We start from the raw sequence: 25,991 nt of genomic DNA on the forward strand, positions 1-25,991 counted from the left end.
CATTTATTGGCTCTTCACCACAAAATGTACTTGACAATCAGGTTGTTTTCTGATCAAGGGTACAAAAAATGCGAAATTTCCTGTATGGTAAAGGTGACCAAACCATCAACCATGGAGGAAATTTCGCATGCAATCTCAGTTTATCAAAGATTTGATCACTTTACCAGGCTTTCTTATTCATGGAGAACGAAAAGAGGGAGAACGATGGATTTTTGAACTTTCCCTCCCTCCTCATTGTCCGATCTGCCCGACTTGCTTCGGACGGACAACCAAAATATCATCGAAACGAAAACAATGGATTCATGGCTATACAAATACGGTCGGTTTATTTTGGATTGAACTTCCCATAGAAAGACGGCGTTGCCAAGCCTGTTTTCTGACGTTCACCGTTTCTTATCCGGGACTTCCGTCTCACAGTATCGCGACGGAATCGTTTCAACATTGGGTCGCCCAGTTATGCATCGGAAAAACGATTCAAGAAGTCGCTCGCTTGTTACAACTCGCCTATACGACAGTAGAACGCTGGTTTTATCAATATGCCCCGGCTCTTTTACCAACATCGAATCCTACAGTAGTATGTGTGGATGAATTCGCTTTCCGAAAGGGACATGATTACGGAGTAGCGGTGATGGACACACAGACTCGGAATGTCCTTTCCATTGCTTCTGGAAAAAATGAAGAAGCCATTGTGGAGGCGCTTCAACCCGTCGCCTCCAAAGTGAAGTATGTTGTCAGCGACTTGGCTCCTGCCATGAGAAAAGCCATTGAAAAGGTATGTCCAAAAGCCATCCATGTTCTTGACCACTTCCATGTGATTCAGTTATTCACCGATGCACTGGAACGTTGTCGCAAATACCTTGCCAAAGGCGGAACCAAACATGGAAGCGTTCGCCGCGTGTGCCGATTGTTAAGCCAACGTCCAGAAAAATTAACAGAAGAAGAGAGACAGGAAGTTCGACAATGGTGCCAAGAAAGTGCTTATTTACGTGATGTCTATCAAGCACTTCAACATTTCCGTTACGTATCCAAAAGCCAAACAAGAAAGCAAGCCGAAACTCGTTTGACCCAATGGTTTGACCGGTACCTTTTTAGCGACTGTGCCGCCGTACGCAGTATTGCCAAGGCACTCATCACCCGAAGAGACGCAGTGCTTTCTTGCATCGTTTTTTCTTACTCAAATGGTCCAATGGAAGGAATCAACAACAAAATAAAATTGATCAAAAGGCGAGGATATGGGTATCGAAATATCCAGCGTTTTACTTTGCGTGTCCGTCTAGAGACCTCTATCACATTTTAACGTAAAAATCAAGTACATCTTTTGGTGATGAACCCATTTATTGTCAAATATGTATTTTTTTAGCTAACATCGAACGTATATGGTCAAAAATATAATGAACCGATAATCCTTTATTTAAGCGTTTTCATTAATTTTATCGTTCATTTAGTGCGGTTCTTTTACGTCAATGAAGCAAAAATAATCTGAAAATAGTCTATATGTTCGATCCGATAAAATTTATTTTTCTAATTCATTTACTATGAATAAGCAGCAATTATTTTTTTGTATTTTCCCTCATCGGCTTCGGCTCGCCTAACAAGTATCCTTGAGCGTAATGAACCCCCAATGCTTTAGCCGTGTCTAAATCTTCTTTTTTCTCAATTCCTTCTAAAACTAGCTTCATATTGGTACGTTCGCAAAGAAATAAAAGCTTTTTAATAACATCTTGATTTTTGCCCGAATTATATAAATTTTGGCCTAAAGAACGATCGACTTTAATATAATGCGGGTTTAAATCGACAATGGTTTCTAAAGATATTTCACCTTTTCCGAAATCATCAACGGCAACTTTATACCCTTCATCTTTTAAAAATTGAATATTTTTTTTCAGCAATTCAATATTTTCGATTTTTTCACTTTCATTTATTTCAAAAACTACTTTTTCGGTCGACTGAAAAAAAAGGTTTATTTTTTTTATAAATTGGGTAAAAGAATGATGAACAATCGTCGATGGAAATACGTTAATAAACAGCTTTTGCTGCAGGTCTCCCATCGATGTTATTGCATTGTGAATGGAGCAAGTATCCAGTTCATATAAAAAACCGCATTCACGGGCGATTTGAAACAAAATTTCCGGATCGGAAAAATATTTGCAGCGAAGCAAAGCTTCGTATCCATATATTTTTGATTCTTTTAATTCATAAATAGGTTGAAAAAAATGACAAAATGACTTGTTATCTATAATTTCTTTTATCCTTCTAATTTCCCATTTAACCAATGGAAGAACCTCCTAGACGTCTATCTATAGACCTATTCCGGATAATGTCATATGTTATATTTCATATTTTTAGTATATATTTTAATACTTTTAATATCAATAGTCTCTTGGGGGCTTAACTCTCATAGTAGATTGTAAAAAGGAATCACTATTATCCCCAAGGAGTGACGGTTCATGACTAAAATACAGCAAATAATCGGAGAAAGAATCCGAAATTTTCGCAAGCAGAAAGGGTGGAGTCAAGAAGAATTAGCAGATATAGCAAATCTACATGCTACTTATATTGGACAATTAGAAAGAGGTGAAAAAAACGCAACATTGGAAAGTATTAACAAAATCGCAACGGCGCTTGAGGTTTCTTTAGAGGAATTATTTAAATCTATTCAACCAAATTCAAAAAAACCAGATTATACTTTGTCGCAAATTATTACAAAACTTCAGGCAAGGCCGGTTGAAGATCAAAAATTCATACTAAACATGCTGGATCTCCTATTGAACTGGAAAGATAAGTAGCAGTATTCCAAAAAGGGGGGGACAATCCCCCTCTTTTGGAACTTATTTATCATTTTACAGCATGTTAGCAACATGCTTTTCAGCATCTAATACATCCATCTCCCCTGATAAAAGCCGGGGCAGCAAAGCGTTTTGCAATTTTTTGAGCCGGTCATTTTCATTGGCATTATGTATCATCATCGCATAATAATTGCTGGTGAAACGTATAAATTTTTTTAAAATATCATCCGGCGGAAGCACAATTTTCATTTTTTTTATCTCATCCGCGCTGACATTCGGCTGTGCAGATCCAGTAGACCGATCTAAAATTTTTTGGCGGAAATCCGGCAATTTAGTTATGGCATAGACAAATGGCAATGTGTTCATTTCGTGCACGCTAGAATAAAATTTGCCGACACGTTGATTTAATAATGCGGGTTCTTCAAAATAGTAAATGCCGCATTTCCCGATTTCAGCGCCTGTTAGCCCAATGAGAAGATCTCCTTGTGTAATTTTGAAACGATCTAATCGATGGAATAAAGATGGATCTACATATGCTGCATCTTCTTTGTTGATGAAAGGCGGGACAATATTTTTTATTTTTATTACTGGTATGCCTTCACATTTCCATTCCTTGCTTTTAAAAGCATATCCATTTTGTAATTCTATAACTTCACCTAATGTTCCTGCCTTCCATCCTTTCGGAATCATTCCCAATTCAGAAATTTCGAACCCTCTATCTTTAAAAGGCCCAAACTCTATGAACCAGTATTTGTAAAGTGTCATGATCGTTTCATCGATCGTTTTATTTATCTTGATATTCAGTTCAATTTTATCATCAATTGTTCCTAATATGTCCGCAATCTTCTCTTGCGTCCGCATGTCCGGCAGCAATACGAGCGCATTTTTAATAGAATCCATGCTGACAGCCGGATACGCAGCTCCCTGTTCCTGAGAAACTAAATAATCTGTAAAAGATTGATTGGAAATAAGGTAATACACATACCTCGGATGAATATGCTCCGTAGGCCGAAGAACCGCAAAACCGGTCGATACAACTTGATTTTCTTTCGGATTTTTTAAAAACAAAAAGGATCTTCGATTCGGACGGACGGTCGAAAGAATTGTATCGCCTGCTCGAACCAGCCTTTTTGCTCTGCTGGGCGCTTCATGAATCAAATATTGCGATGTCTCCCTCAGTTCGCCTGTTCCAACAGACGAAATATCGATGTAATCGATCATTTGAAAGGGAAATTGTTTCGTTAATGATTCAGGATTTATTTGAACAATATCACCAAGCCGAACTTTCTTCCAGCTCGCCACATAAATTCCTCCACATGCATTAATTTTGAAACTTTATGGGGCAGTCTAATAAGTCGATTTTCCGGCTTATAGACGCTCCTTTAATGTTTTGAAACGTTGATCCGTTGATATATCAATGCTTATGATGTTTCGTTTTCAGTGGATTTTGACTTTCTGGACAGCCCCATGACAATTCCGAAGCAACAATCAGATCGCTTCCCCAATTTTTCTAGTTATAGCTCGTTCAGAACATAATCCTCCTGTTTTGATCCATATTGATTAGCTTTTCATTTTCAATCAAAGCGGATAAAAAAGACTGCACTATTTTAATTTTTCTTCTGCTTCCGGCATGATGATAGATGTAAAAATTCTTTTTTTTCGGTTAGGAGCAGGCTGGTTTTCCATTAGCTTTTTCATCGCCCGGTTGACAGTTTGAGCAAATTGAAAAAACTCTTCGTCGCTTGCATAAAAGCGAACCTGCCGAAATCCCACCCCATCTTTTAGGAGATCGATTTGTTCTTGTCGTAAATATCTCTCATAATCCGCTAAAATATTGGCGATAAATCTCATAAATATGTTCAAATGTTCATCTCTGCTTATATGCTGCAAATCGCTGTCTTCGAGCCCAATCGTTTCATCCGGCAAGGCATAAACTTTTTCTATTGTTCCCCTTATCTTTCTTTTCTCAACGATTTCAATCAGCTTTGCTTCTTCAAGTTTTTTTAAATGTCTGTACAAGGATGCTTGCGGAACTTCCGGCAGAAACTCCATTATTTCCTGCACAGTCAAGCGTTTTCCGATCAATGTTTGAATGATCCGAATCCGTACCGGATGCAAGATTAAAGCAGCTTTTGATTCAATCATGAAAACACCTCATTGTACCGTTTGTTCAACCATTTTTGCAAATGGTCGCAAAGCTCTTCGTGAAGCGGTTGATCCGCATTTTTGATATAATTATTTTTCATTTTCAACATATTAATCTCATCTTCTTGTTTTTTCAATAAATGATCCATATTTTGAATCATATAATATTCCAACTCCCCTTTCACTATAGCGGGAAGGCGGTTGAGCTTTTCCGGATCAGCTTGAACGTCCTTGTCACCGGTAATGGCCAAAACAGGGCATTCTATTTTTTTTAAATCTTCGAGCACATCGTATTGCAAATGCTCCCGAAACCATTTAGCATTTATTTTTTGAAAACCAACTTTGATCACATCTTGATCAGATTGCATGATTTTTTCAAAAAGGGCATTCGCCTTTTTTTCGTTTTTTTGCTCGATGTTAAACATGCGGATCATTTTTCCTTTTAAACCTGTTACATTGCTTAAAGCTTCATACACAAGCTTTCTCTGTCTTGTTAAAGCTTCTTCCAGCCTCTCCCCTGCCCCTGAGAGAAGAATGAGCCCATCCATTTTCTCCAAGGTGTTTAAAGCAACTGCCAATGTTGTTCCTTCACTGTGCCCCAAGGCAATGATCCGATTTTCATCAACAAGCGGATGTTGTTTTAAAAATTGTACAGCGCTAGCTGCATCCCGGACGAAATCCCACATTCCTGCAGATAAATAATCACCGCCGCTTTCACCAACTCCCCTTTTATCATATCGCAACACGATAAATCCTAAAGAAGTAAGAAATGATGCCAATTGCTTATATATATTCAACTGGAATTTTCCTTTTGCATCATTGCCGTCGCGATTCAACGGACCAGAACCGGAAAGAATGAGAATAGCCGGCTTTTTTTGGCTGTTCTGTAACACGGATAACGTTCCTTTTAACTCATATCCGCAGCTTTGAAAGCTGATAAATTGTTCAATCATGTTAATTTCTCCTTTATTTATGTTATTATTATCATTATCGATAATAATAACAAATAAGTCAAGAAAATTCTGATGATTGTTTTTTGCATATAAATGTTATCAGAATTGTGCCTTCAGCCCACAGCATATTGAAAGCAGCCGGCATCTGCGAACTGTTTTTTTGAGAAAAATCGTAAACATACAAAAGCCCTTAGAGAAAAACAGCTCTTTTTCTCTAAGGGATTTATTTTAGAGACTAACGGACAGCACCGATGCAAATGTTCTATCATTCTACAACGGCTTTCCTATCAAAATCTTAATTTGGGAGCACTGCGTCGCTGACCATTTCCCATTCGTGAATCTCATACCCTCTAGCGCCAGTCACAACATATGGATCTTCTTTCGCAAGCTTTTCGGCCTCTTCAAAAGAGCCGGCGCGATAAATCACCATACCGCCTGTGCCGTCGGTAAATCTGCCTTTTGCAAATATTTTTCCTTCTTTTCCTTTCTGCTCTAAATAATTCAAGTGATCATTCCGAAACGCTTTGCTTTTTTCTTCATCTTTCATCGGCAATAATACGACAAAATATTTCATCTCAACCACTCTTTCTATTAGATTCATCGCTTACCATTTTACTTGAAGCTGTCAGTCTTGAAAAGCTTCATGTCTTAAGTTCCTAATGTCAATCAAATATTTCTTGCTGCATGCGAATGTGCTCTATTGCGCAATCTTCTTTGATGGAGCAGTTTGATCAATGGAGGTACTGCGATGCATACTAACACAATGCGCAGTACTTGAACGACCACAACAAATGTTGAATCTTCATGAAGTACAGCGGCTGTTGTAGCCATCTCCGTAATACCGCCCGGCGCAAATGCAAGAACTGCTGTGACAAAGGTTATTCCAGTCAGCTTTGAAACAATAAAAGCGCAAATAAACAAGGAAAGAATTAAACCAATCGTGCTGAATAAAGCAACCGCCATTGTTTTCCCTAGCCCTGTAAACATCTTTTTATGAAATTTCGAGCCGATGCTTGCAGCGATGAAAACTTGCGCCGCTATGATCAAAATGTTCGGCCACCATGGAGTCAAGTTGTGGCCTGCAAATGATGAGCCGGCTGCTTGAATACTAGCAGCACCAAGCATTCCGCCAACGAGCCAAGGTGCAGGGAACTTCAGCCGCTTTCCAATGTAATACCCTGCCAATGCCCCTAGTGCCAATACTGCCGTCCAAATCATTTCGTCCATTTCCAAGCTAGGAAAAATGAACGCTGATTGGTTGTTCGAAACTTCAAGCTTCTCAGAATGGACCGCAAATGAAGAAACAAGAAACGGGATCACAAGCACTACTAAAAATACCCGCATCGTTTGTATAATGCTGACGACACCAATGTTGCCCCCGACTTCTTCTGCTATGCCTGGTATAACAGACAAGCCCCCGGGCACCGTTCCGAACAAACTAGTCAATAAATCTGTATGACTGAACTTCCACAAAACGAGTCCAGACAGCAGCGAGAAAACAATGGACAAGAGAAGCATTGTCATGATGGACATCCAATGATCTCTAAAAATATCTATAACCGTTAAATTGATTTTTTGCCCTAATTCAATCGCCAAAATAAATTGCCCAGCATTCATCCAAAATCGGGGCAAAACATACTTGTCATCGGACGATGTTGAATTGGTATGGCTCCAAAATGAAAAAGCCCCTGCCATCACCAATGTTCCGAGCATCCAGCCAATGGAAAGGCCTGTTAGAGATAAAAGCAATCCTCCAATACTGCTGAATAAAATAAACGAAACATTGCGCAAGAAACCTTTCGTTCGTATCATTTCAATCCTTCTTTCTAAACAAAATATCTTGCGGCATTCGAACTTGCTACAAACATATTGTATACTTTTTTTAGATATAAATAAAATATCAATAATCTATGCATGATTATAAAAATTATTGATGGAAAAAGAGAGGTGATGACGATGGATGATCGAGACTGGCTTATTTTGAAAGTTCTCTACAACGAAAAAAACATTACAAAAGCTGCAAAAAATTTATATATTTCTCAACCAGCTTTAACAAACCGGCTTCAGCAAATTGAAAAGGAATTCGGTGTACAGATTGTTCATCGAGGAAGGCGGGGAGTTGAATTTACCCCGCAAGGAGAATATTTAGCGAAATGTGCGAATCAAATGCTGCTGAAAATACAAAAAATAAAAGAAAATGTTGTGAACATGGAGAACCGAGTAACCGGCACATTAAGATTAGGGGTTTCCAATTACTTTACAGATTATAAACTCCCCGGTCTTTTAAAGCTTTTTAAAAACGAGTATCCCGACATTGAATTTAAGGTCCTGACAGGCTCGAGCAGCGAGATAGCCCATTTGATCCACAGCCACGAAGTCCATGTCGCTTTCGTAAAAGGAGCTTACAGCTGGAACGATCAAAAACGATTACTATTTGAGGAATCCATTTGTATTGCTTCTAAAGACAAAATAGATCTCCGGGAGCTTCCAAATTTGCCGAGAATTGATTACCGGATGGATCCCTTGCTAAAAACGGCAGTGGACAATTGGTGGTTTGAGAATTACTCCCAACCACCATTGATCAGCATCGAAGTCGATAAAGCAGATACGTGCAAAAAAATGGTGTTGAACGGATTAGGTTACGCTATTTTGCCAAGCTTGATTTTAGATGATGCCGACGATATTTATAAAATCGATCTGAAATCGAAAAATGGGAAGCCCATTTTAAGAAAAACTTGGATGTTTTATCACAAGGAATCGATCCAACTGAAATTTGTGAAAGCGTTTGTCGAGTTTATGGAAAAGCTCGATTTTCAAAAAATTCCATAAAATGCTATGACACTCGTATAACCTTTTTCCTTACATATGTTGCTTGGAAAAAGGTTTTTCAAAATTTCCGCAAACGTAATTACGTTTGAAACCGTTCATAATGAATAATAGATTCCTTCCGAACCATTTCTTTTGCGGGCGGTTCCTTTTCAGGATAACCTAAACCTAATATTGCAACTACGCGGCGGTCTGATGGAATGTTTAAGGCTGTCCGGACAAAGTCTTCCCGTTTTTTTGATTCTGCTTGATCCTGTGAGTGATATATCGCACCAAAAGCAGCCCCTAAACCTAATTCAGTTGCAGTCAGCCATATAAAACCGCATGCGATCGAGGCGTCCTGCAGCCAATATTTGCTCACTTCCGGGCAGCCTGTAACGGCTATGGCCGCTTTCGCCTCTTTCAACCAAGAAACAAAAGGCGTGGCGTTTGCCAATTCATCAAGCTTTTCACGATTTGTTATAAGTATAAACTCCCTGGAAGGCAGATTGTTCCCAGAAGGGGCTAAATAAGCTGCTTCTAAAATTTGCTCCAACCGTTCATTTGGTATAGGCTGATCTAGAAACTTTGTCATTTCACGTCTTTTCTGTATAGCTTCAAAAACGTTCATGCACCTTCATCCTTCTTTCTATTTTTTCGCCTATTTTGCTTTCGTATGAATGTACCTTTTCATAAACGATTTTTTCCCTCTCCTGTTCAATACATGATATGGAATCATTATATCGATTCATATGGATTAACAAAAGAATCATTTAACCAAAACGTAGCTGATGATTGCATTGGCACTTTAGCGCATCTTTATGCCCCTACACATGAGATCATCATTTTTACAGGTTGACCAAGATCTTTTGCAGCTCGTTGATGATGGAATCCGGGTGGCAATTTTAAAAAAGGGATCAAATATTTGATCACAATAATTTTTATGGAAAAAACGGTTCCACCGATTAAATTTTGCAAAATATCGACCAATTGACAAAAGGAATTCAAACGAAAATTCAACAAAATGTAAACATGTTGCATTTATCGAAAAGCTTAGCTGCAAATAAATGCAATTTGACGATCAGCTGCAGTTTAGAAGAGGCTAGATGGCAATATGACCCAAAAAAAGTTGCAGCCAAATGTGATGAGCTGGAATTCAAACATTTTTCCCAGTTCTTTTCAAATTCAAGGTTTTAAAACTACTTTAATGCAATCATCTTGTTTGTTATGAAATATTTTATAACCGTGAGCTGCTTCCTCTAATGGGAGGGTATGTGTAATAATGTCGGTCGGATCAAACTCTTCATTTTTAATTTTTTCAAAAAGCTCCTGCATATAACCCCGCGCAGGGGCTTGGCCCATTTTCAAAGTAATGTTCCTGCTGAAAAATGGTCCTAATGGAAACAAATTATACAGACCGCCATAAACACCCGTTATTTGTACGGTCCCTCCTTTTTTGACCGCTTTCGTAGCAATTTGTATTGGGCCTATAGTACCTCCTTGCAATTTCAATTTCTGTTCAATGTACTCTAGAGGCGACTTTTTTCCATCCATTCCAACGCAGTCTATCACAACATCTGCTCCTCCATTCGTTGTTTCTTTCAGTATCTCGCCCATGTCATCGTAAGCTGTAAAATCAAACACCTCTGTTTTGTTTATTTTTTTTGCATGATTCAGCCTGTAGCCGATATAATCAACCGCAATCACCCTTTCTGCACCTTTCATCCAAGCAAATTTTTGCGCCATAAGGCCAACTGGTCCACATCCTAATACAATGACTGTGTCTCCTTTTTTTACTCCGGCATTTTCGACGCTCCAATAGGCTGTAGGCAATACATCGGACAAAAACAGCAATTTTTCATCTTCTAAATCACAATCCTCCGGGATGACAAATGGTGTATAATTTCCAAAAGGAACACGAAGGAAATCTGCTTGTCCTCCAGGGTAGTTGCCGAATTTTTCTGAATATCCGAAATAACCTCCCGAATCATAGTGAGGGTTCGAATTGTCACATTGGCTTTCTAAATGATGTTTGCAATAATAACAAGTACCGCAAGCTACGGTAAAAGGAATTACAACTCGATCCCCTTTTTTGACTTTCGTTACTTCACGTCCGACTTCTTCCACAATGCCGATCGGTTCATGGCCAATTACATACCCGATGGGTAGTGGAAAATTTCCTTCGTATAAATGCAAATCAGAGCCACAAATGGCTGTGGATGTGATCTTGACAATAACGTCCTCGGGATCTTAGATGATGGGATCGTCAACGTTTTTTACTGCAACCATTTGTTTTCCCTGATATGTAACTGCTTTCATATTTTATTTCCTCCATCTTCATTTCATGATTATTATTTCGTCATTATAATTTGCCCAGCTAAAAAATGATATACGTATGAATTGTTTTGTCTATCCATTAATTTACATTTCTCATCTGCACTAACTTTTAAAGTCAACGCTGCTTGGTGGATCCGGCATGTTGTTAAAAAGGATATTTTCGATATTCTTTTTGAATCGAAATCCATTTTGTCATCGTAAATTCTTCTACTACCCAAGGATTTCCGAATCTACCCATTCCGCTCGACTTTGTTCCGCCAAACGGAATTGTCGGGCTGTCGTTGACTGTTTGATCATTAATATGAGTCATTCCGCTTTCAATTTGAAGTCCTAATTGTTCCCCTTCACTTAAATCCTCTGTAAAAATAGCAGAGCTTAAACCATATTCTGTATTATTCGCCATTTCAATGGCATGATCGTCTGATTCCGCTTTAATGATCGTAGCAATTGGTGAAAATAACTCAGTTTGGGCCAGTTTACTGTTGTTATCAACATCCACAAATACAGTCGGAGTTAAAATATTTCCGATTCGCTGCCCTTCCAATGCAATTTTCGCTCCTTCTTTTTTTGCTTCATCTATAATATTTAAAGCTTTTTCAATTTGTGTTTCGTTTATAAGCGGTCCAATAATTATTTTCGGGTCAGCCGGATCTCCGTATGGCAACGATTTGGCTTTTTCCACAAATTTTTGTACAAACTCATCATATTTATTTTTATGAACAATAATTCTGTTCACAATCATACAAATTTGACCTTGATGTATAAACTTTCCAAAAATAGCTGCATCAACAGCACGGTCTACATTTGCATCTGCCAAAACAATGAACGGGTTATTTCCGCCTAGTTCAAGGGCAACCCTTTTCAGCATGCTGCCGGCAATTTTTCCAATATGCTTGCCAACCGGCGTTGAACCAGTAAAGCTGATAAGCTGTGAATGCGGCGAAGTGAGCATGTCATCGCCAATTTCATCAATATCCGTTAAAATACATTGAAAAACACCTTTTGGCAGTCCTGCATATTCAAATGCCCTCGCAATGATTGATCCTCCTGTCAAGGCTGTTTGAATATCCGGTTTATGAACGACACTGTTTCCAAGTGCAATAGCAGGAGCAATTGTCCGAATGGATAAATTCATCGGAAAATTAAAAGGCGAGATGGATGTTATAACTCCTAAAGGAAGACGATAAACACGATTCACTTTCCCCTTTACATCAGCTTCAATTTCCCTTACTTCGTCTAGTTTTTTGGCCATTTTCACAGCTTCTTCCACAAGCCCTACCGTCAAGTCAAGTTCAACGTTAGCCTTTATGAAGCTTCCGCCTGTTTCACGGGAGATCACTTTTACAATTTCGTCACGATTTTTTTTAAAAAATTCCGCGGTTTTCCGCAGTACTTCTTCTCGTTCTTCTGACGATGTTTTTCCCCATTCTTTTTGAGCTTCCTTTGCGTTTAAAAATGCCTGTTCAAGTTGTTGTGAAGTCGCCAGTTGAATCGTTTGAATGACAGTTCCATCATATGGATTCAAATTTTCATATTTTCTTTCACTTAATCCTTCGACCCATTCACCATTTATATAATTTTTGTTCAATTCCTCAAAGCGCTCCATATAACTTACCCCTTTTTTAATTCATTTATTTGTGGGTAGTTTTTTACAGTTCGAACAAAATTATTCTTGCTAAAGGTCGGAAAGCAAATGACAGATGATCTGTAAATTGGTTCCAAAACATAAAAAAGAGCCAGACATAAGCTGGCTCTCATCTGCCTATTAACAAATATAAAAGATGTATGCACTCTTGCCGTATCAGCATTAAAAAAAGCTAATCCGGCAATACAGCTATTTTCCCCATCTATACCCTACTCCCCAAACAGTGCGAAGGAATTGATCGATCGGAAAACCGGCTTGTCTCAGTTTTTCGCGGATATTTTTTACATGAGAGTCGATGGTTCGCTCTTCGGTCTCGGCATCGTATCCCCATAAGGACACAATGATTTCTTCCCTGCTGAACGCTCTGTTCGGGTGCTTTAAAAGCAGCCCTAAAATATCGAATTCTTTCGGCGTTAATAATATGTCTTCGTTTTGAAAATGGACTTTATGTTCTTCTTGATCCCACACCAATCCTTGAACATCAATAATTGAACGCTTTCCTGCGGAACGACGCAGCACCGCTTCGATGCGAGCAAGCAGTTCAGCTTCGTCAAACGGTTTTGTTATATAGTCGTCCGCACCGAGTTTGAGGCCTTTAACAATGTCGAATGTTTGGTCTCTTGCTGTTACCATTATAATAGGAACGTTTGAAAATTCTCTTATTTTCCGGCAGGTTTCCCAGCCATCCATTTCCGCCATCATAATATCGAGCAGGACAAGTTCAGCTTTGTTGTTTTCTAAATATCGGATGGCTGATAGTCCTGATTCGCACTTGACGCAATGATATCCTTGAGGGGAAAGATAAAGCTCCAGCAAGTCCAACATTTTTCTTTCATCATCAACGAGCAAAATCGTGTACATCCTTATACCTCCGGCAGCGTGATAACAACGTTTGTTCCTTTTCCGTATTCACTGGCGGCGTAAACCGTTCCTCCGTGCGCTTCGACGATCTCCTTAACAATGGCCAATCCGAGACCAGTACCGCCGCTTGTTCTTGATCTTGATTTATCCACTCGGTAAAATCGTTCAAAAATATGATGCAAATCTTCCTCTGGAATTCCGATTCCATCGTCTGAAACAATGATCACTATGCTGTTTTTCTCCGCTCTTGCTTCAATCGATACAACTGAGCCTTCATCGGAATATTTTAAAGCATTGTCCAACAAATTGATCATCACCTGCTCAAATCGCTTTTGGTCAATTTGGACGGTAATGTTTTTTTCACATTTATAGATAAGTGACATGTTTTTCTCATGAAACGCAGGTAGCATTTTGTCATGTAATTTCTTTAAGAAATCACACAAGTTGGCCGGTTCCTTATGGATTTGAAATGAATGTTGATCCATCTTTGCTAATTCAAACAGTTCCTTTACAAGCTTTTGCATATTCTCCGCTTCTTCATAAATAATGGCCAAATAGCGGTTCCTCTCCTCTTCTTTTAGATTCGGCCTTCTTGCGATATCTGCATACCCTTTTACATATGTAAGAGGGGTTCGGAGCTCATGAGAAATGCTGGCAAGAAATTCTTTTCTTTCTTTTTTTAAATATTCCAAATCTCTCGCCAATGTTTGAATCGCTTCCCCCAGCTCCGCCAATTCGTCCTCCCCTTTCACTTGCAAGCGAACAGAAAAATCGCCTTTGCTCAATTTTTCGGTTGCCTGTTTCATACGAATAAGGGGATTTGTTATCACTTTTGATAAAAAAGCGATCGTCAAAATGGTTAAAAATACCGAAAGAAATCCAACCAAAACGAAATGATGCTTTAACTTATAGATCATTTTTTGAATAGCATCGGTATTTTGAAACATATAGACATACCCTTTGATCTTGCCGTCAATACGTATCGGGCTTACTGTCGCTATATGCGACTCTTTTTGCCAATTTCTTTGCACGATTATTCCGTCATGCGGAATCGTTCTGTCCATTGTATTTACAATTTTTTTGGCAAAAGGCAATATGTCATCGGAATAATACAATATATTGCCTTTCTCATTTGTAATCACTACATCCGTCACCGCTTCCGATTCCATCATCGTCACATGCTCCAGCGTGGAATGGTCAAAGTTTTTTTCCAGCACATCGCGATGGTTATTCCCTCTCGCCAATAGATGCTCAAACTCCTCCTCAATTCTTGAATTGACCAAAGTTATGTACAATGAGACAAATAAAATGATTTCGACTCCCAAAACAAATACGAAAAATAGCAGCCCTAATTTAAACGAAATTTTTTTCACTTTTTGTCCCTTCCTTATCAGCCAACTAGCTTTCTCTTCAAAAAGGAAAGCTCTTCGCCGCCTTTAACCGAACGTTCTGTTCTCATTTTTTCATTATATCATTTTCATCCAACGCTTATCTGTCCTCCCCCGTCCGAACTTTAAAACAGTGAGCGGATGCCAAATGCGGGCACACCTTTTGGCGAGTAAATAATTTTCGCATAAAAAAATTTACAGGATCAAAAAGGGACCGTCTCCATCATTTTTGCACATTTTTTTGTTAAAACAGATGCAAAGAAAATGTTAGGAGGAGGAATTAGAATGAAAAAAAATAGTAAGCTGCTGATTTTTCTTACCGTTTTAACAGCTTTCATGCTCTTTTCTGCATCATGTTCCAACGGAAGCAGCAACGGCCATACAGGAGAACATACGGAAGACATGAATCATGAAAAAATGGACCACGAAAATATGAATGATCATGCCAATCATAACGGAAAAGACACTCAGAGCACAAAAAATCAAGACTTTTCCAAAGCGCCCGCACAATTTAATCCTAATGCTGAAGAAAGCTTAATTGTTCAAAACACGAAAAATATAACGAGAATTCCTGTTGCCGATCCAATTCGTGCATCCATTTACGTATCCCAAACCATTTGGCCTGCCACACATAAAGAAAATCAACCCGGAGCCGTTATTCTGTCGCCTGTTGGTCAATGGCAAACAACATTAGCCGGAGCTGACTTAATCCATCATCCAAATAACGGCCCGATCTTACTGATTCATCAAGATAACATTCCCGATAAAGTGTTGAGTGAAATCAAACGGTTAAATCCGACTGGGAACCGGAACGGCACTCAAATTGTTGTGTTAGGAGATGTTTCAAACAATGTCATCAACCAGTTGTCAGGTTATAAAATAGAACAGATCAAAGGAAAAAATCCCGCAGAATTCGCAAGAAATGTCGATCAAGCTTATGCAGAAGTATCCGAAGGCTATCCAGAAAGCGTGATCATCGTTTCTTCAGAGGATCAACATAAACTATATTCCATACCAGCCGTTAATTGGATTTCCCATATGCCTGAGCCTATACTGTTTGCTGCTGAACACGAGCTTCCTAAAGAAACGAAAGATGCGCTTAAGAAACGGAACAAGAAAGCAAACATTTATATTTTAGGACCAGAGAAGGTTATTTCTAAAGATGTAGAAAATCAATTGAAAGAATACGGGACTGTTCATCGAATAGCTGGAAATGACCCTGTAACCACTTCGATTGAATTTGCCAAATTTAAAGATAAAGACACTCAATTCGGATGGGGTATAACGGAACCGGGCCATGGTGTTTCTTTTATTTCAACAGATTCACCAGAGCTTGCTTTAGCTGCCGCGCCGTTTTCACATCTCGGCAAACATGCACCGATGATTTGGTTAAACAAAGGACAGCTTCAACAAGAAACATATGATTTCTTGGCAAGCATCAAGCCAACCTTTCAAGATGACCCGACAACAGGTCCTTACAATCATGGTTTTATCATCGGAGATCAAAAACAAATTTCCTTTCAAACACAAGGAATTCTAGATGACAAGCTTGAAATTGCTCAGGAAGACGGACACGGGCATGGAGGGCATTAAGGAAAACCGGGCGTGAAAATTGAACGCCCGGTTTTACTAATCTTTTTAAAGTAAATAAACAGCTACATATGATAAGTGTGAAAGGTCGCTTCCATTTAGCTTCCTGCTGTTTGAGGAGTTTATATTCTTTCTGTCCCGAAGATACTCAAAGATTTATTTGTGCCCACGAATTAGTTTGAGGCGTTTTATATTCTTTCTGTCCCTGAGGACAAAGTCAATTTTTTTCATTTTCCAAAATAACAAAAAGTGCAAAACCAAGAATCGTACAAGACACATCATCTGTTTTAAATTGTATATTTCCCTATTTATTGAAAACTTTGAGTATTCTTCACGATGAATAAACTGGCGTTTTCAATCAGCTAAAAATGTTTGAAAATGGCGGATTAACAAGAGATAAATTTGTGTAAATAATGATTGGAAAAAGAGAACAATAAATCCAACAACACTCATCGCTGTTGGGCCGAAAAGGAAGCTCCCAATCATTTCTATTCGTTTTTATCCCGGAACAGGCCATCGCCATGCATATTATGGAAGGTTTTCTGCCGATTGAATGGGCTTTATTTTGGTGGGGGGTTACTTTACCTTCTTTAATTATAGGCTTACTCTCTATTAAAAAGAAGCTTCAGGAGCATCCTGAATTCAAAATGATGCTAGGTTTATCTGGAGCATTTGCATTTGTGCTGTCAGCATTAAAAATATAATACTTGCTCTATATGAATTTATTTTTTCAATATGCCTTTTACTGTATAATCCGTTCTTTTACATTTGCCATTTTTATAATAATGACTGACTTTTTGATCATATGGCACCCCTTTGCTCAGCTACGATTACCTAATTTTGCATAACTTATCAGCCCAAAAATCATAACGCGCAGTCCGGATCATCGATGCAGAATAAGAGTGTTCCATCGACAATTTACTGATATGAATAGTAATGCTATTTAACTCTATATTTAAAAACTTTAAAAAATCTTCAGCAACTTTTTGTTGAATCTTTTCTGCGATGACTGGTAACGCTTCATCCAATGGATAAAATATGGTGAGGGTGATTTTTATATTCGGCAGCTCGTTTAATGCAATATCTATCCGATGGCATTTTTTTACTGCTTCTACCGAAGTGCAGGCATGGGAAATGATTTGTTTTAAAACGTGTTCAGAAATGTGGATGGTTCCTTGATGAAACCGTGGTCTTATAATCGTTGTTTCGCCAATCTCTTCTTTTTGGGTAGAAAAAATTTTCTTTCCCTTCATAATGATCTTCTTTAAAATATTTTGTTCGACTTGTACATATGGAATCGGAATAATATGTTTCCCCTCTGTTTTTCTCACATATAATGCCATGTTGATTTCCTTTGACGATCTAATTTCTTCAATTTTGTAATATTTGGTGATTTTTCCTAATTGCAATGTTTCCGCAATTTGATCAACCATTTTTGTAGACGTACCAATAATAAGAATCGAATGAATATCAAGTGCTTTAATAGCATTTTGGACTTCTTTTCGGTGATCCTCATAAAAAAAGACAGCCCGTTTAATAGCGGTTATATAGTTCTTTTCATATTTCGCTGAACTCCCTGCAGCTTTTCTCCCTTTATAAATTAACAATCCATCATCAATCATTGCCGGTATGTTTTTACTATGTGCGAAAGAAAGTGCGCTGGTGCTTTTTCCCGTGCCGCTGCGGCCAACAAGAGCGAATACGCGCATTGGGTGAATACCCCTTTCTTAAAAATCTTTCAACCTGAAGGAAAATGCCCGTAACACTTAAAGGCGGACCGGATCCGGCAAACCGGAAACTCTATTCTGTCTATTTACAGGAAAATTCAGTTCGTATGACAGCAAATGTTTGTTTCGGGACTCCGATTGTTATGTGGGTTATTAATATTCATGAATTTCAAAAAAATAGGCCTTGGATCGAGCATCATACACAATGAAACAGAGGAAGTTTTTTTACTTGAAAAAACTAGCAAATTATTAAAATATTTTTAGTCGATTGTCGACTAAATTTTATCGAATTACACACATTTTTGTTGAGGGATAATAATCCCCTCTTTTATAAATGTTTCTATCTCTTCTTCACTGTAGCCCATTTGCTTTAGAACGGTTTCACTATGCTCCCCCTGAGCTGGAGGGACCGTTTTGATCCTGCCCGGTGTGCGCGATAATTTTACAGGTACACCAAGCATTTTTAAGATGCCGAGGGAAGGATGCTCCATTTCAACGACCATTTCCCTTTCCTTGATATGGGCATCATTTAAAATGTCCGAAAGCTTATTAACAGGTCCGCATGGAATTTTCGCTGATTCCAATATGTCAACCCATTCGTCTCTCGCTTTTCTTTTAAATATTTCTTCAAGTATGGAAATCAGTTCATCTCTATTTTGAACCCGGTCCGGATTCGTTTTAAATTTCTGGTCTCTAAGAGCTTCCACATCCAATACGTCAACCAACGAATTCCAAAGGCTGTCATTTCCTACTGCAAGAATAAAGTGGCCGTCCGAAGCTTCAAAAACCTGGTAAGGCACAATATTCGGATGAGCTCCTCCCAGCGGCTTTGGATCATTGTTTGTCGCAAAATAATTGCCGGCAAGGTACGTTTGCCAAGAAACCATCGTGTCGAGCAAGGAGACATCGATCCATTGTCCTTGACCTGAACGCTCTCTTTCCCAAAGTGCTGACAGTATGCCGATTGTGGCCCACATGCCTGCGCCGATGTCTGCCAAAGAATATCCAGCTTTAACTGGTGTACCGCCTGGTTCGCCTGTAACGGACATTAACCCGCCCATTCCTTGAGCCAGGACATCATAACCAGGCTTTTTTGAATACGGTCCTGTTTGACCGAAGCCGGAAATCGAAGCAAGAATAACTCTGCGGTTATGCTGCTTTAAGATGTCATAATCAATTCCGAGCTTTTTTAATGTGCCGGGTCGAAAGTTTTCAACAACAACATCCGCTTCTTCTACCATTTTCAGTAAAATTTCTTTTCCTTTTGGATCTTTTAAATTTAAAACAACACTTTTCTTATTGCGGTTGACACTGAGAAAGTACGCGCTTTCATTTTTAATGAACGGAGGACCCCATTGCCTTGTATCATCCCCTTGCGGACTTTCTATTTTTATCACCTCGGCACCTAAATCAGCTAATGTCATTGTGCAAAAAGGGCCGCTCAATATTCTTGTTAAGTCAATAATTTTAATTCCTGCAAGTGGCAGCATGTCAACCTCTCCCTTTAAAATTCGGTTTTCTTTTTTCTACAAAGGAACGAACACCTTCAGGAAAATCATTTGCGTCAATACTGGACGCCGTACCTGTATCCCACGGAAATGAAAGTGCCGGTTTATTGTAGGCGACAGATCTTTTAACAGCAAGAAGAGACGCCGGTGACTGCTCCATAACTTTTTTCGCCAAACGTAATGTAAAATGATCCACATCCTCATCATCCGGAACCATGTAATTAACTAATCCCAATTGACAGCATTCTGAAGCATCAAGCAGTCGACCTGTATAAACTAAATCCATCGTCCGGCTCCCTCCGATCAGATCTGCAATCCGTTTTACAAACATTTGGTTTAACGTTATTCCCAGCCGTCCGACTGGGATTCCCATTTTAGCTTTAGAGGTCCCAACCCGAAGATCACACGCTAAAGATAGAACAAATCCTGCACCTAATGCCGGACCATTTATAGCGGCAATGGTTGGCAACGGAAGTTTTTCAAACGCCGAAATGGCTTGTTCCATTAAGCGGAAAGCTTCGTGCGCTTCGTTAATCGACATTTGGTTAAATTCTTTCAAATCAGAACCTGAACAAAATTGATCCTTGCTTCCGCGCAGGATCACCACTCGTGTTTTCGGGTTTTCAGGAATCAGCCTTCCGATTTCCGCCAGCTCCCTCCACATCCCCGATGTTATAGCATTTTTTAGGTGTGGACGTTGGATCGTTACAATGGCAAGCCCGGCACTTTCCTGAAGTATAATTTTCCCATCCGCCTCGACCTGACTAATCGTTACCCTCATTAAAAATCACCTATCTCTTGTCTTCATATTTTTTAACAACACCATCAGAATTCAAAAAAAGCTCTTCCTAGAAAATGGACGACTGTCGACAATCATCTTGTTACAACCATGATATCCCCTCATGTTATAAAAGTCAATGAAAATTCTAAAAATTTCAAATTTTTATTTTGCGTTTGCTGAGAAAACCATGTTTTGATTATGACCCAGTCAATAAGCTGAAAAATAAAAAAAGGAGCTTATATGAAAAGGGCTTCACTCCTTCATATGAACTCCCGAAAATCATGTATATGCTGTTCGTTTCAAGACATTTACAGCGCTCGTTGTTTTCCCTTTTTTGCTGCTAGTACGATTGTTTATTTTTCGTTTTGTTTTCGACCCTTTTAATTACGCTATGATTATGATTTTCAAGCAAAACAAGCGCTTCATCGATCAGGTTTTCCTTTAACAAATCTAAAATAATGCGGTGTTCCTTCAAAGACTTTTTTATATGCTCCTCTTCAAGAAACGATATTCTTTGAAGTACGAGCAAAGGACGTCCTAATCTCCAATACATTTCTTTAATAATTTCGCTTTTGCTCATTTCAATGATGAGCATATGAAACTCTTGGTTCAGATTGGCATACTGTTTTTCGTCATCAACCTCTGACATCTTTTGTACCAATTGCCCCATTTTCTTAAGAATTTCTTCATTTACCCCGCGGACTTTAATTCTTTTCATCGCAAGGCTTTCCAATACGATTCTCATTTCAAGAAGATCATAAACTTCATCTTCCGTATAGCCTTTCACTACAGCGCCTTTTCTAGGAATTCGCTCTATTAACCCTTCATTTTCCAGCAAATAGAGCGACTCTCGAATAGGCGCCCTGCTCGTTCCAAACTCTTCTGCGTAAGTGGATTCAATAATTTTTTCTCCGGGCTTCAGCTCCCCCGCCATAATTTGGTTTGTTATTTTTTCCGCTATTTTGTGGGACAACGAATGATTGTAAAATAATTGATTATTTTTCATTCCCGCTCTTCCTCTCTATAATGTCGACTGTCTATTTTTTATAATCCTATTATAACTTGTTTATAAATACAAATCGAAAAATTCTGTAAAGTCGGCATTGTATTGGAAGATTTTCCGCAAATCTTTCGTTTGCTGCACTGCTCTAATTTATTCGAAATTTATAGAAGTTCTCCTTCCTCCATATATAAAAATTAATGTGATCCCTTTCATTATAAATGACTTCATAAATAAGAATATTCAAATTTTTATTACGAATATTTCATCGCTTCGTACATCCTGTCGACAATTGACAAAGATGCATATTTTTCATTTTGCTTTCGTAAACATTTTTGTAAATGAATGAATAGCTGCAAATAATCTGTGATGAATGAAAAACGGAGAAAAGGAGGGAATGTGCGAAAAACACTTTATCTTATGAATGCTGTTCTCTCTTTATTTTGCCCTTGGACCGCCTTCTAACAAATAGGATAAGCAGCCGATTTCCTTGTGAAGTCGCCGAAATGTTCAGTATGTCATTCAAAATAAAAAGCATACATTTCAATTATTTTTTCGAGAGGTGCGATTTATGATTTGAAATTATATTTTTCAGAATATTCAAATAAAAAGTCACCTTTATTCTAGCCATTCATATTCTTATAATGCATTGTCGATCGTCGATTTAGTAAGCTGGGGTTTTTAGAAAGCGGTTTCAAATTTTTAGGATTTTCTATTTTCATTCCAAAGCTTAGGAGGAAAAATCAATATGAGTATTGAGCTCATTGGAATTATTGTGCTTCTGTTGATGTTTATTGTAGGTTCAGTTTTGCCAATTAACCTCGGTGTTTTAGGGTTCGTAGCTGCTTTTATCGTCGGAGTTGTAATCAGCGGATTAAATATTGACGACATTTACAGCGGTTTTCCGGCTGAATTGTTCGTCACTCTTGCTGGAGTGACTTATCTGTTTTCAATTGTTGAGAAAAACGGGACAGTTGATTTGATTACCGGATGGGGTCTTCGCCTAGTCAGAGGTAATCTAGGTCTCGTGCCATGGATTATGTTTTTGCTTTGCGCTATTTTAACCAGCGTCGGCACTTTGGGACCTGCTGCTATTGCGATCCTAGCGCCGATTGCGCTGCGTTTTGCCGCACGATACAACATTAATCCTCTCTTGATGGGGTTATTGTTAGTGATTGGTTCCACAGCGGGATCCTTCTCACTGCTTAATCCTTATGGAGTGATTGTTAACGGCGTTATGCAGGCAAGAGATCTTCCTCATTCGCCGGGGTTGCTTTTCATAAACGCTTTTATCTTCAGTGTATTTGCTTCTGTGATTGTGTTCATCGTTTTGGGAGGACTTCGGCTGCTAAAAAAGCGAACTGCTGCCGAAGAAGATGCAGCGTCTAGAGCTGAAGGGTCCTCCGCAAATGAGAACAATAAATCACAAGAAAATGGATTAACTTTTTACAAAGGCATCACACTTTTAGGGATCATCACACTCGTCGTCCTCGCTCTTATGTTCGATATCGATATCGGCTTTGCAGCGCTTGGAGTAGGATTAGTGCTAGCATTAATTGCTCCAAAGCAGCAAAAGGGCGTTCTATCACGGATGCCTTGGTCTGTGATTCTCTTAATAACTGGTATTGTCACATACGTAGGCGTTTTAGAAACAATTGGAACGATTGATTACATGACTGACTTAATCGCAAAAGTAGGAAATCCGGTAATCGCAGCCCTTGCATCGTCATACGTAGGAGGCATCGTTTCAGCTTTTGCCTCGACAACAGGGTTTCTGGCAGCTATCATCCCGCTGGCAGCACCCATTTTACAGGACCCGACCATTTCTTCCATCGGTGTCGTTTCAGCCATTGCCATTTCTTCAAGCATCGTCGATATAAGCCCCTTCTCCACTAACGGTGCATTGCTGCTCGCAAACGTACAAGGGGTAAAAGAGAATGTATTTTTTAAACAGCTTTTACTTTCTGCTGTTGTAGTCGTAGCGCTTGGACCTGGGCTCGCCTGGCTTGCTTTTGTATTAATTGCGGGATAGCATGGCAAACGATCATCCTTTCGCCGGCAGAAAACAGTTTTTTATAACGAACAAGCGCAGCTTCAAGCTGCAATAATGAAAAAAACGTTGACCGCTCGATCTTTTGGATAAAACAAACACCTCCATTCATCGAATTTATTTGATGCATTCGACACTGGAGGTGTTTGTCCCTTCCCTCATTTAACCGGGCCGCTTTTAGCCAAATTCGTATAGTTTTTTGAGACGAAGCGGTGCAATGAAATCTTGTTGTATATAGCGTCAAATTGATTTTATTAGCAAATATATAAAATAAGGCGCCCCCAAAATGGAAACAACGATCCCGACAGGCAGCTCTGAAGGAGCCATGATAACCCGTCCTAATGTATCTGCAGCCAAAAGAATGAAGCTTCCTAAAGCGGCAGTAAGGGGCAAGCATTTCGAATGCTTTGGCCCGACTAGTTGTCTTGTAATATGAGGGGCAAGCAAGCCAAGGAACGTAATCCCTCCGCCAACCGCTACACAAACTCCTGCCAGTGTAACGGCAATGATTAATAAAATCTTGCGTTCTCTTGCAACGTTTATTCCTACCCCTGTTGCTGTTGAATCACCTAAAAGCAATATATCGAGAACCTTTGATTTATAAATCGCGATCGGAATAAGGATCAATAACCATGGTAACAGCGCCCACACATAGTTCCAGTTCGCACCCCAGATGGCTCCCGACAGCCAAGTAAGTGCTCTTGTAAAATCATTCGGTTCCATTTTCATTTGGAAGATGAGGATGCCGGCATTGAATGCCGCATTCATCCCTATTCCCATTAATAAAAGTCTTATCGGTGTAATATGTCCATATTTTCGAGATAAAAAATAGATTAAGACGGCGGTAAGAAAAGCGCCTGCTAAAGCCGTTATGGGCAATACATACACGGAAGCCCAGCCGTTCAAAAAGGAAGCTCCTTGGAAAAAGAACATATATAATACAACGGCAAACCCTGCTCCTGAATTAATCCCCAATATTCCCGGATCCGCTAACGGATTTTGCGTAACCCCTTGGAGGATAGCCCCTGAAAGGGAGATTCCCATCCCTACGAGCAATGCCATGAATATTCTAGGCAAACGGAATTGGAATATGGTCAATTCATTTTGATCCGTTCCATTTCCTAATAAGGCGGCAATGACCTCATGAAAAGGTATTTGTATATAGCCGGCATTAATGCTTATGATTGCGGTTATAATGATGAAAAAAATAGTTGAAAAAAACAATGTTTTGAAGTTTATTAATCTTTTTGACATGCTACACCCTCCCCTCTTTACGGGCTAAATAGAGGAAGAAGGGAACCCCTACAACGGCAGTTATCGCTCCAACAGGAGTTTCAAACGGAGCATTCACCATGCGTCCGACAATATCAGCCGCAATTAATAAAATCCCGCCTAAAACGGCAGAACAAGGAATAATCCAACGGTAATCCGTTCCGACTAAAAACCGTGCAATATGAGGAACGATGAGTCCGACAAAGCCAATCACTCCAGCAATTGAAACAGCTGCCCCTGTTAAAAGCAGCACCGTGACCGCTCCTAAAAATTTTACCACATTTGTATTTTGCCCGAGACTTTTGGCAGCTTCTTCGCCCAAGTTAAGGACGGTAATAGAGCGCGACAGTAAGATGGCCAGCAAAAGTCCGGAAATGACGAACGGCAAAAGAAAATGGACTTGGGTTGGTTGGACAGCAGAAACTCCTCCCGCAAAAAAATAGCTGATATCCTTTGCAATATTAAATTTAATTCCTATCGCAGTCGATAAGGAGGTTAGGAGCGATGTAATCGCTGACCCGGCCAAAGCCAGCTTCACAGGCGTCATTCCTCCGCGGGAAAGGGAGCTAATGCCGAACACAAGGCAAGCGCCAAGACCTGAACCTATAAAAGAAAAGATTGATAGACCGAAATAAGAGATTCCCGGTAAAAATGCCAGCGCAATGGCAATGAGAAAGGACGATCCTGCCGTTACACCCATAATAGAAGGAGAGGCTAATGGATTCCTAGTCATTCCTTGCATAATAGCACCGGAAACAGCCAAGGCAGAACCGACGAGAATGGCTGCGACTGCACGGGGCAAACGCAATTCCCTGACAATGACATGAGCTTGATTGTCCTCTTCAAAGGCAAAAAACGCACCAAGAACATCCCGATAACTCAAATCCGCGGCACCAAAACGAATCGAAATGACAACTGACAGAAATAGGCCAATGATGCCTATGAAAAGAACGATAAGAGCAATCCATCTATTTTTGCTTTTATGTAAAGATTCTGAAGCAGTTTTCGTATGTATCGTTGAATCCATAAACCATTTTTCCTCCAAATGATAAAAATTAAGATTGACAAAGTGGCAGAGATATATTTTAATTGAAAATGGTTATCATTATTGCTTCCCAAAAATTTATTTTATCATATGAGTTG

Annotated in this window: 21 protein-coding genes and 2 pseudogenes; 6 read left to right on the forward strand and 17 right to left on the reverse strand. The window is 39.3% G+C overall.

From position 1 onward, the window contains the following. Window positions 1-127: 127 nt before the first annotated feature. Window positions 128-1,297 carry an ISL3 family transposase gene (locus NSU02_RS10800; RefSeq protein WP_021292746.1) on the forward strand — a complete coding sequence of 390 codons (1,170 nt, stop codon included), beginning with the start codon at window positions 128-130 and terminating at the stop codon, window positions 1,295-1,297. A gap of 253 nt (window positions 1,298-1,550) precedes the next feature. On the opposite strand, the gene NSU02_RS10805 is transcribed toward NSU02_RS10800, so the two are convergent. After that, a complete protein-coding gene (locus NSU02_RS10805; protein ID WP_339192860.1) occupies window positions 1,551-2,273 on the reverse strand; it encodes an EAL domain-containing protein in 723 nt (240 codons plus the stop codon). Between the two features lie 174 nt (window positions 2,274-2,447). Between NSU02_RS10805 and NSU02_RS10810 the strand changes: the two genes are divergently transcribed. Next, window positions 2,448-2,786, forward strand: a complete 339-nt coding sequence (locus tag NSU02_RS10810; protein WP_063387802.1) for a helix-turn-helix transcriptional regulator — start codon at window positions 2,448-2,450, stop codon at window positions 2,784-2,786. A 54-nt stretch (window positions 2,787-2,840) separates the two neighbouring features. Here the strand turns inward: NSU02_RS10810 and NSU02_RS10815 are convergent, their stop codons facing one another. The 5 genes from NSU02_RS10815 to NSU02_RS10835 all read right to left on the reverse strand — a co-directional run bounded on the left by NSU02_RS10815 (window position 2,841) and on the right by NSU02_RS10835 (window position 7,696). Then, window positions 2,841-4,088, reverse strand: coding sequence for a restriction endonuclease subunit S (locus NSU02_RS10815; RefSeq protein WP_339192861.1), 1,248 nt, complete (start codon window positions 4,086-4,088; stop codon window positions 2,841-2,843). Between the two features lie 300 nt (window positions 4,089-4,388). Then, window positions 4,389-4,931, reverse strand: coding sequence for a helix-turn-helix domain-containing protein (locus NSU02_RS10820; protein ID WP_339192862.1), 543 nt, complete (start codon window positions 4,929-4,931; stop codon window positions 4,389-4,391). Continuing rightward, the gene (locus NSU02_RS10825) at window positions 4,928-5,884 is read right to left on the reverse strand and encodes an alpha/beta fold hydrolase (protein ID WP_327873789.1); all 957 of its coding nucleotides are present in this window, start codon (window positions 5,882-5,884) and stop codon (window positions 4,928-4,930) included. The genes NSU02_RS10820 and NSU02_RS10825 overlap by 4 nt, the downstream gene beginning before the upstream one ends. 295 nt (window positions 5,885-6,179) lie before the next feature. After that, window positions 6,180-6,458 (reverse strand): YciI family protein, encoded by a 279-nt coding sequence (locus tag NSU02_RS10830; protein ID WP_066251612.1) that lies wholly within the window; start codon window positions 6,456-6,458, stop codon window positions 6,180-6,182. A gap of 92 nt (window positions 6,459-6,550) precedes the next feature. Then, window positions 6,551-7,696: an AbrB family transcriptional regulator gene (locus NSU02_RS10835; protein WP_066251609.1), complete on the reverse strand. Its 1,146-nt coding sequence runs from the start codon at window positions 7,694-7,696 to the stop codon at window positions 6,551-6,553. A gap of 144 nt (window positions 7,697-7,840) precedes the next feature. On the opposite strand from NSU02_RS10835, the gene NSU02_RS10840 reads away from it, so the two are divergent. Then, the gene (locus NSU02_RS10840) at window positions 7,841-8,713 is read left to right on the forward strand and encodes a LysR family transcriptional regulator (protein ID WP_066251606.1); all 873 of its coding nucleotides are present in this window, start codon (window positions 7,841-7,843) and stop codon (window positions 8,711-8,713) included. A gap of 79 nt (window positions 8,714-8,792) precedes the next feature. On the opposite strand, the gene NSU02_RS10845 is transcribed toward NSU02_RS10840, so the two are convergent. From NSU02_RS10845 to NSU02_RS10865, 5 genes and pseudogenes are all read right to left on the reverse strand, one after another. Continuing rightward, on the reverse strand, window positions 8,793-9,320 hold the full coding sequence (locus NSU02_RS10845) for a nitroreductase family protein (RefSeq protein WP_066251605.1): 528 nt from the start codon (window positions 9,318-9,320) through the stop codon (window positions 8,793-8,795). A gap of 554 nt (window positions 9,321-9,874) precedes the next feature. Next, window positions 9,875-11,008: pseudogene (locus NSU02_RS10850) on the reverse strand (zinc-dependent alcohol dehydrogenase). A 163-nt stretch (window positions 11,009-11,171) separates the two neighbouring features. Beyond that, window positions 11,172-12,632 (reverse strand): aldehyde dehydrogenase family protein, encoded by a 1,461-nt coding sequence (locus NSU02_RS10855; protein WP_339192863.1) that lies wholly within the window; start codon window positions 12,630-12,632, stop codon window positions 11,172-11,174. Window positions 12,633-12,860: 228 nt separating this feature from the next. Next, on the reverse strand, window positions 12,861-13,532 hold the full coding sequence (locus NSU02_RS10860) for a response regulator transcription factor (RefSeq protein WP_339192864.1): 672 nt from the start codon (window positions 13,530-13,532) through the stop codon (window positions 12,861-12,863). Between the two features lie 2 nt (window positions 13,533-13,534). Continuing rightward, window positions 13,535-14,905, reverse strand: a complete 1,371-nt coding sequence (locus NSU02_RS10865; protein ID WP_339192865.1) for an ATP-binding protein — start codon at window positions 14,903-14,905, stop codon at window positions 13,535-13,537. A 351-nt stretch (window positions 14,906-15,256) separates the two neighbouring features. Here NSU02_RS10865 and NSU02_RS10870 point away from each other — a divergent pair, with 351 nt between their 5' ends. Further along, complete coding sequence (locus NSU02_RS10870) at window positions 15,257-16,513, forward strand: cell wall-binding repeat-containing protein (protein ID WP_327859273.1); 1,257 nt, start codon at window positions 15,257-15,259, stop codon at window positions 16,511-16,513. A gap of 518 nt (window positions 16,514-17,031) precedes the next feature. Further along, a pseudogene (locus NSU02_RS10875) lies at window positions 17,032-17,211 on the forward strand (energy-coupling factor ABC transporter permease); the annotation flags it as partial. 129 nt (window positions 17,212-17,340) lie between these two features. Here the strand turns inward: NSU02_RS10875 and NSU02_RS10880 are convergent. From NSU02_RS10880 to NSU02_RS10895, 4 genes are all read right to left on the reverse strand, one after another. Continuing rightward, window positions 17,341-18,219 (reverse strand): hypothetical protein, encoded by an 879-nt coding sequence (locus NSU02_RS10880; RefSeq protein WP_339192866.1) that lies wholly within the window; start codon window positions 18,217-18,219, stop codon window positions 17,341-17,343. A 308-nt stretch (window positions 18,220-18,527) separates the two neighbouring features. Next, window positions 18,528-19,727, reverse strand: a complete 1,200-nt coding sequence (locus NSU02_RS10885; RefSeq protein WP_339192867.1) for a CoA transferase — start codon at window positions 19,725-19,727, stop codon at window positions 18,528-18,530. A 1-nt stretch (window position 19,728) separates the two neighbouring features. Beyond that, window positions 19,729-20,526 (reverse strand): enoyl-CoA hydratase-related protein, encoded by a 798-nt coding sequence (locus tag NSU02_RS10890; RefSeq protein WP_339192869.1) that lies wholly within the window; start codon window positions 20,524-20,526, stop codon window positions 19,729-19,731. 340 nt (window positions 20,527-20,866) lie between these two features. Further along, window positions 20,867-21,532 (reverse strand): GntR family transcriptional regulator, encoded by a 666-nt coding sequence (locus NSU02_RS10895; protein ID WP_339192870.1) that lies wholly within the window; start codon window positions 21,530-21,532, stop codon window positions 20,867-20,869. 742 nt (window positions 21,533-22,274) lie between these two features. Here NSU02_RS10895 and NSU02_RS10900 point away from each other — a divergent pair. Next, window positions 22,275-23,558 carry an SLC13 family permease gene (locus tag NSU02_RS10900; RefSeq protein ID WP_339192871.1) on the forward strand — a complete coding sequence of 428 codons (1,284 nt, stop codon included), beginning with the start codon at window positions 22,275-22,277 and terminating at the stop codon, window positions 23,556-23,558. 258 nt (window positions 23,559-23,816) lie between these two features. Here NSU02_RS10900 and NSU02_RS10905 read toward each other — a convergent pair whose 3' ends face one another. Beyond that, window positions 23,817-24,830: an iron ABC transporter permease gene (locus NSU02_RS10905; protein WP_339192872.1), complete on the reverse strand. Its 1,014-nt coding sequence runs from the start codon at window positions 24,828-24,830 to the stop codon at window positions 23,817-23,819. A gap of 1 nt (window position 24,831) precedes the next feature. After that, entirely contained in the window at window positions 24,832-25,875 is a 1,044-nt protein-coding gene (locus NSU02_RS10910; RefSeq protein WP_339192873.1) for an iron ABC transporter permease, read from the reverse strand. Between the last annotated feature and the right edge of the window lie 116 nt (window positions 25,876-25,991).

Source organism: Aeribacillus sp. FSL W8-0870, assembly GCF_037963755.1.
In the GTDB taxonomy this organism is placed as follows: domain Bacteria; phylum Bacillota; class Bacilli; order Bacillales; family Aeribacillaceae; genus Aeribacillus; species Aeribacillus composti.

Excerpts from the sequence above, each read along its gene's own strand:
- NSU02_RS10800 (WP_021292746.1), top strand. The coding sequence starts at position 128 with ATGCAATCTCAGTTTATCAAAGATTTGATCACTTTACCAGGCTTTCTT.
- NSU02_RS10810 (WP_063387802.1), top strand. The coding sequence starts at position 2,448 with ATGACTAAAATACAGCAAATAATCGGAGAAAGAATCCGAAATTTTCGC.
- NSU02_RS10820 (WP_339192862.1), bottom strand. The coding sequence starts at position 4,931 with ATGATTGAATCAAAAGCTGCTTTAATCTTGCATCCGGTACGGATTCGG.
- NSU02_RS10825 (WP_327873789.1), bottom strand. The coding sequence starts at position 5,884 with ATGATTGAACAATTTATCAGCTTTCAAAGCTGCGGATATGAGTTAAAA.
- NSU02_RS10830 (WP_066251612.1), bottom strand. The coding sequence starts at position 6,458 with ATGAAATATTTTGTCGTATTATTGCCGATGAAAGATGAAGAAAAAAGC.
- NSU02_RS10835 (WP_066251609.1), bottom strand. The coding sequence starts at position 7,696 with ATGATACGAACGAAAGGTTTCTTGCGCAATGTTTCGTTTATTTTATTC.
- NSU02_RS10840 (WP_066251606.1), top strand. The coding sequence starts at position 7,841 with ATGGATGATCGAGACTGGCTTATTTTGAAAGTTCTCTACAACGAAAAA.
- NSU02_RS10845 (WP_066251605.1), bottom strand. The coding sequence starts at position 9,320 with ATGAACGTTTTTGAAGCTATACAGAAAAGACGTGAAATGACAAAGTTT.
- NSU02_RS10855 (WP_339192863.1), bottom strand. The coding sequence starts at position 12,632 with ATGGAGCGCTTTGAGGAATTGAACAAAAATTATATAAATGGTGAATGG.
- NSU02_RS10860 (WP_339192864.1), bottom strand. The coding sequence starts at position 13,532 with ATGTACACGATTTTGCTCGTTGATGATGAAAGAAAAATGTTGGACTTG.
- NSU02_RS10870 (WP_327859273.1), top strand. The coding sequence starts at position 15,257 with ATGCTCTTTTCTGCATCATGTTCCAACGGAAGCAGCAACGGCCATACA.
- NSU02_RS10880 (WP_339192866.1), bottom strand. The coding sequence starts at position 18,219 with ATGCGCGTATTCGCTCTTGTTGGCCGCAGCGGCACGGGAAAAAGCACC.
- NSU02_RS10885 (WP_339192867.1), bottom strand. The coding sequence starts at position 19,727 with ATGCTGCCACTTGCAGGAATTAAAATTATTGACTTAACAAGAATATTG.
- NSU02_RS10890 (WP_339192869.1), bottom strand. The coding sequence starts at position 20,526 with ATGAGGGTAACGATTAGTCAGGTCGAGGCGGATGGGAAAATTATACTT.
- NSU02_RS10895 (WP_339192870.1), bottom strand. The coding sequence starts at position 21,532 with ATGAAAAATAATCAATTATTTTACAATCATTCGTTGTCCCACAAAATA.
- NSU02_RS10900 (WP_339192871.1), top strand. The coding sequence starts at position 22,275 with ATGAGTATTGAGCTCATTGGAATTATTGTGCTTCTGTTGATGTTTATT.
- NSU02_RS10905 (WP_339192872.1), bottom strand. The coding sequence starts at position 24,830 with ATGTCAAAAAGATTAATAAACTTCAAAACATTGTTTTTTTCAACTATT.
- NSU02_RS10910 (WP_339192873.1), bottom strand. The coding sequence starts at position 25,875 with ATGGATTCAACGATACATACGAAAACTGCTTCAGAATCTTTACATAAA.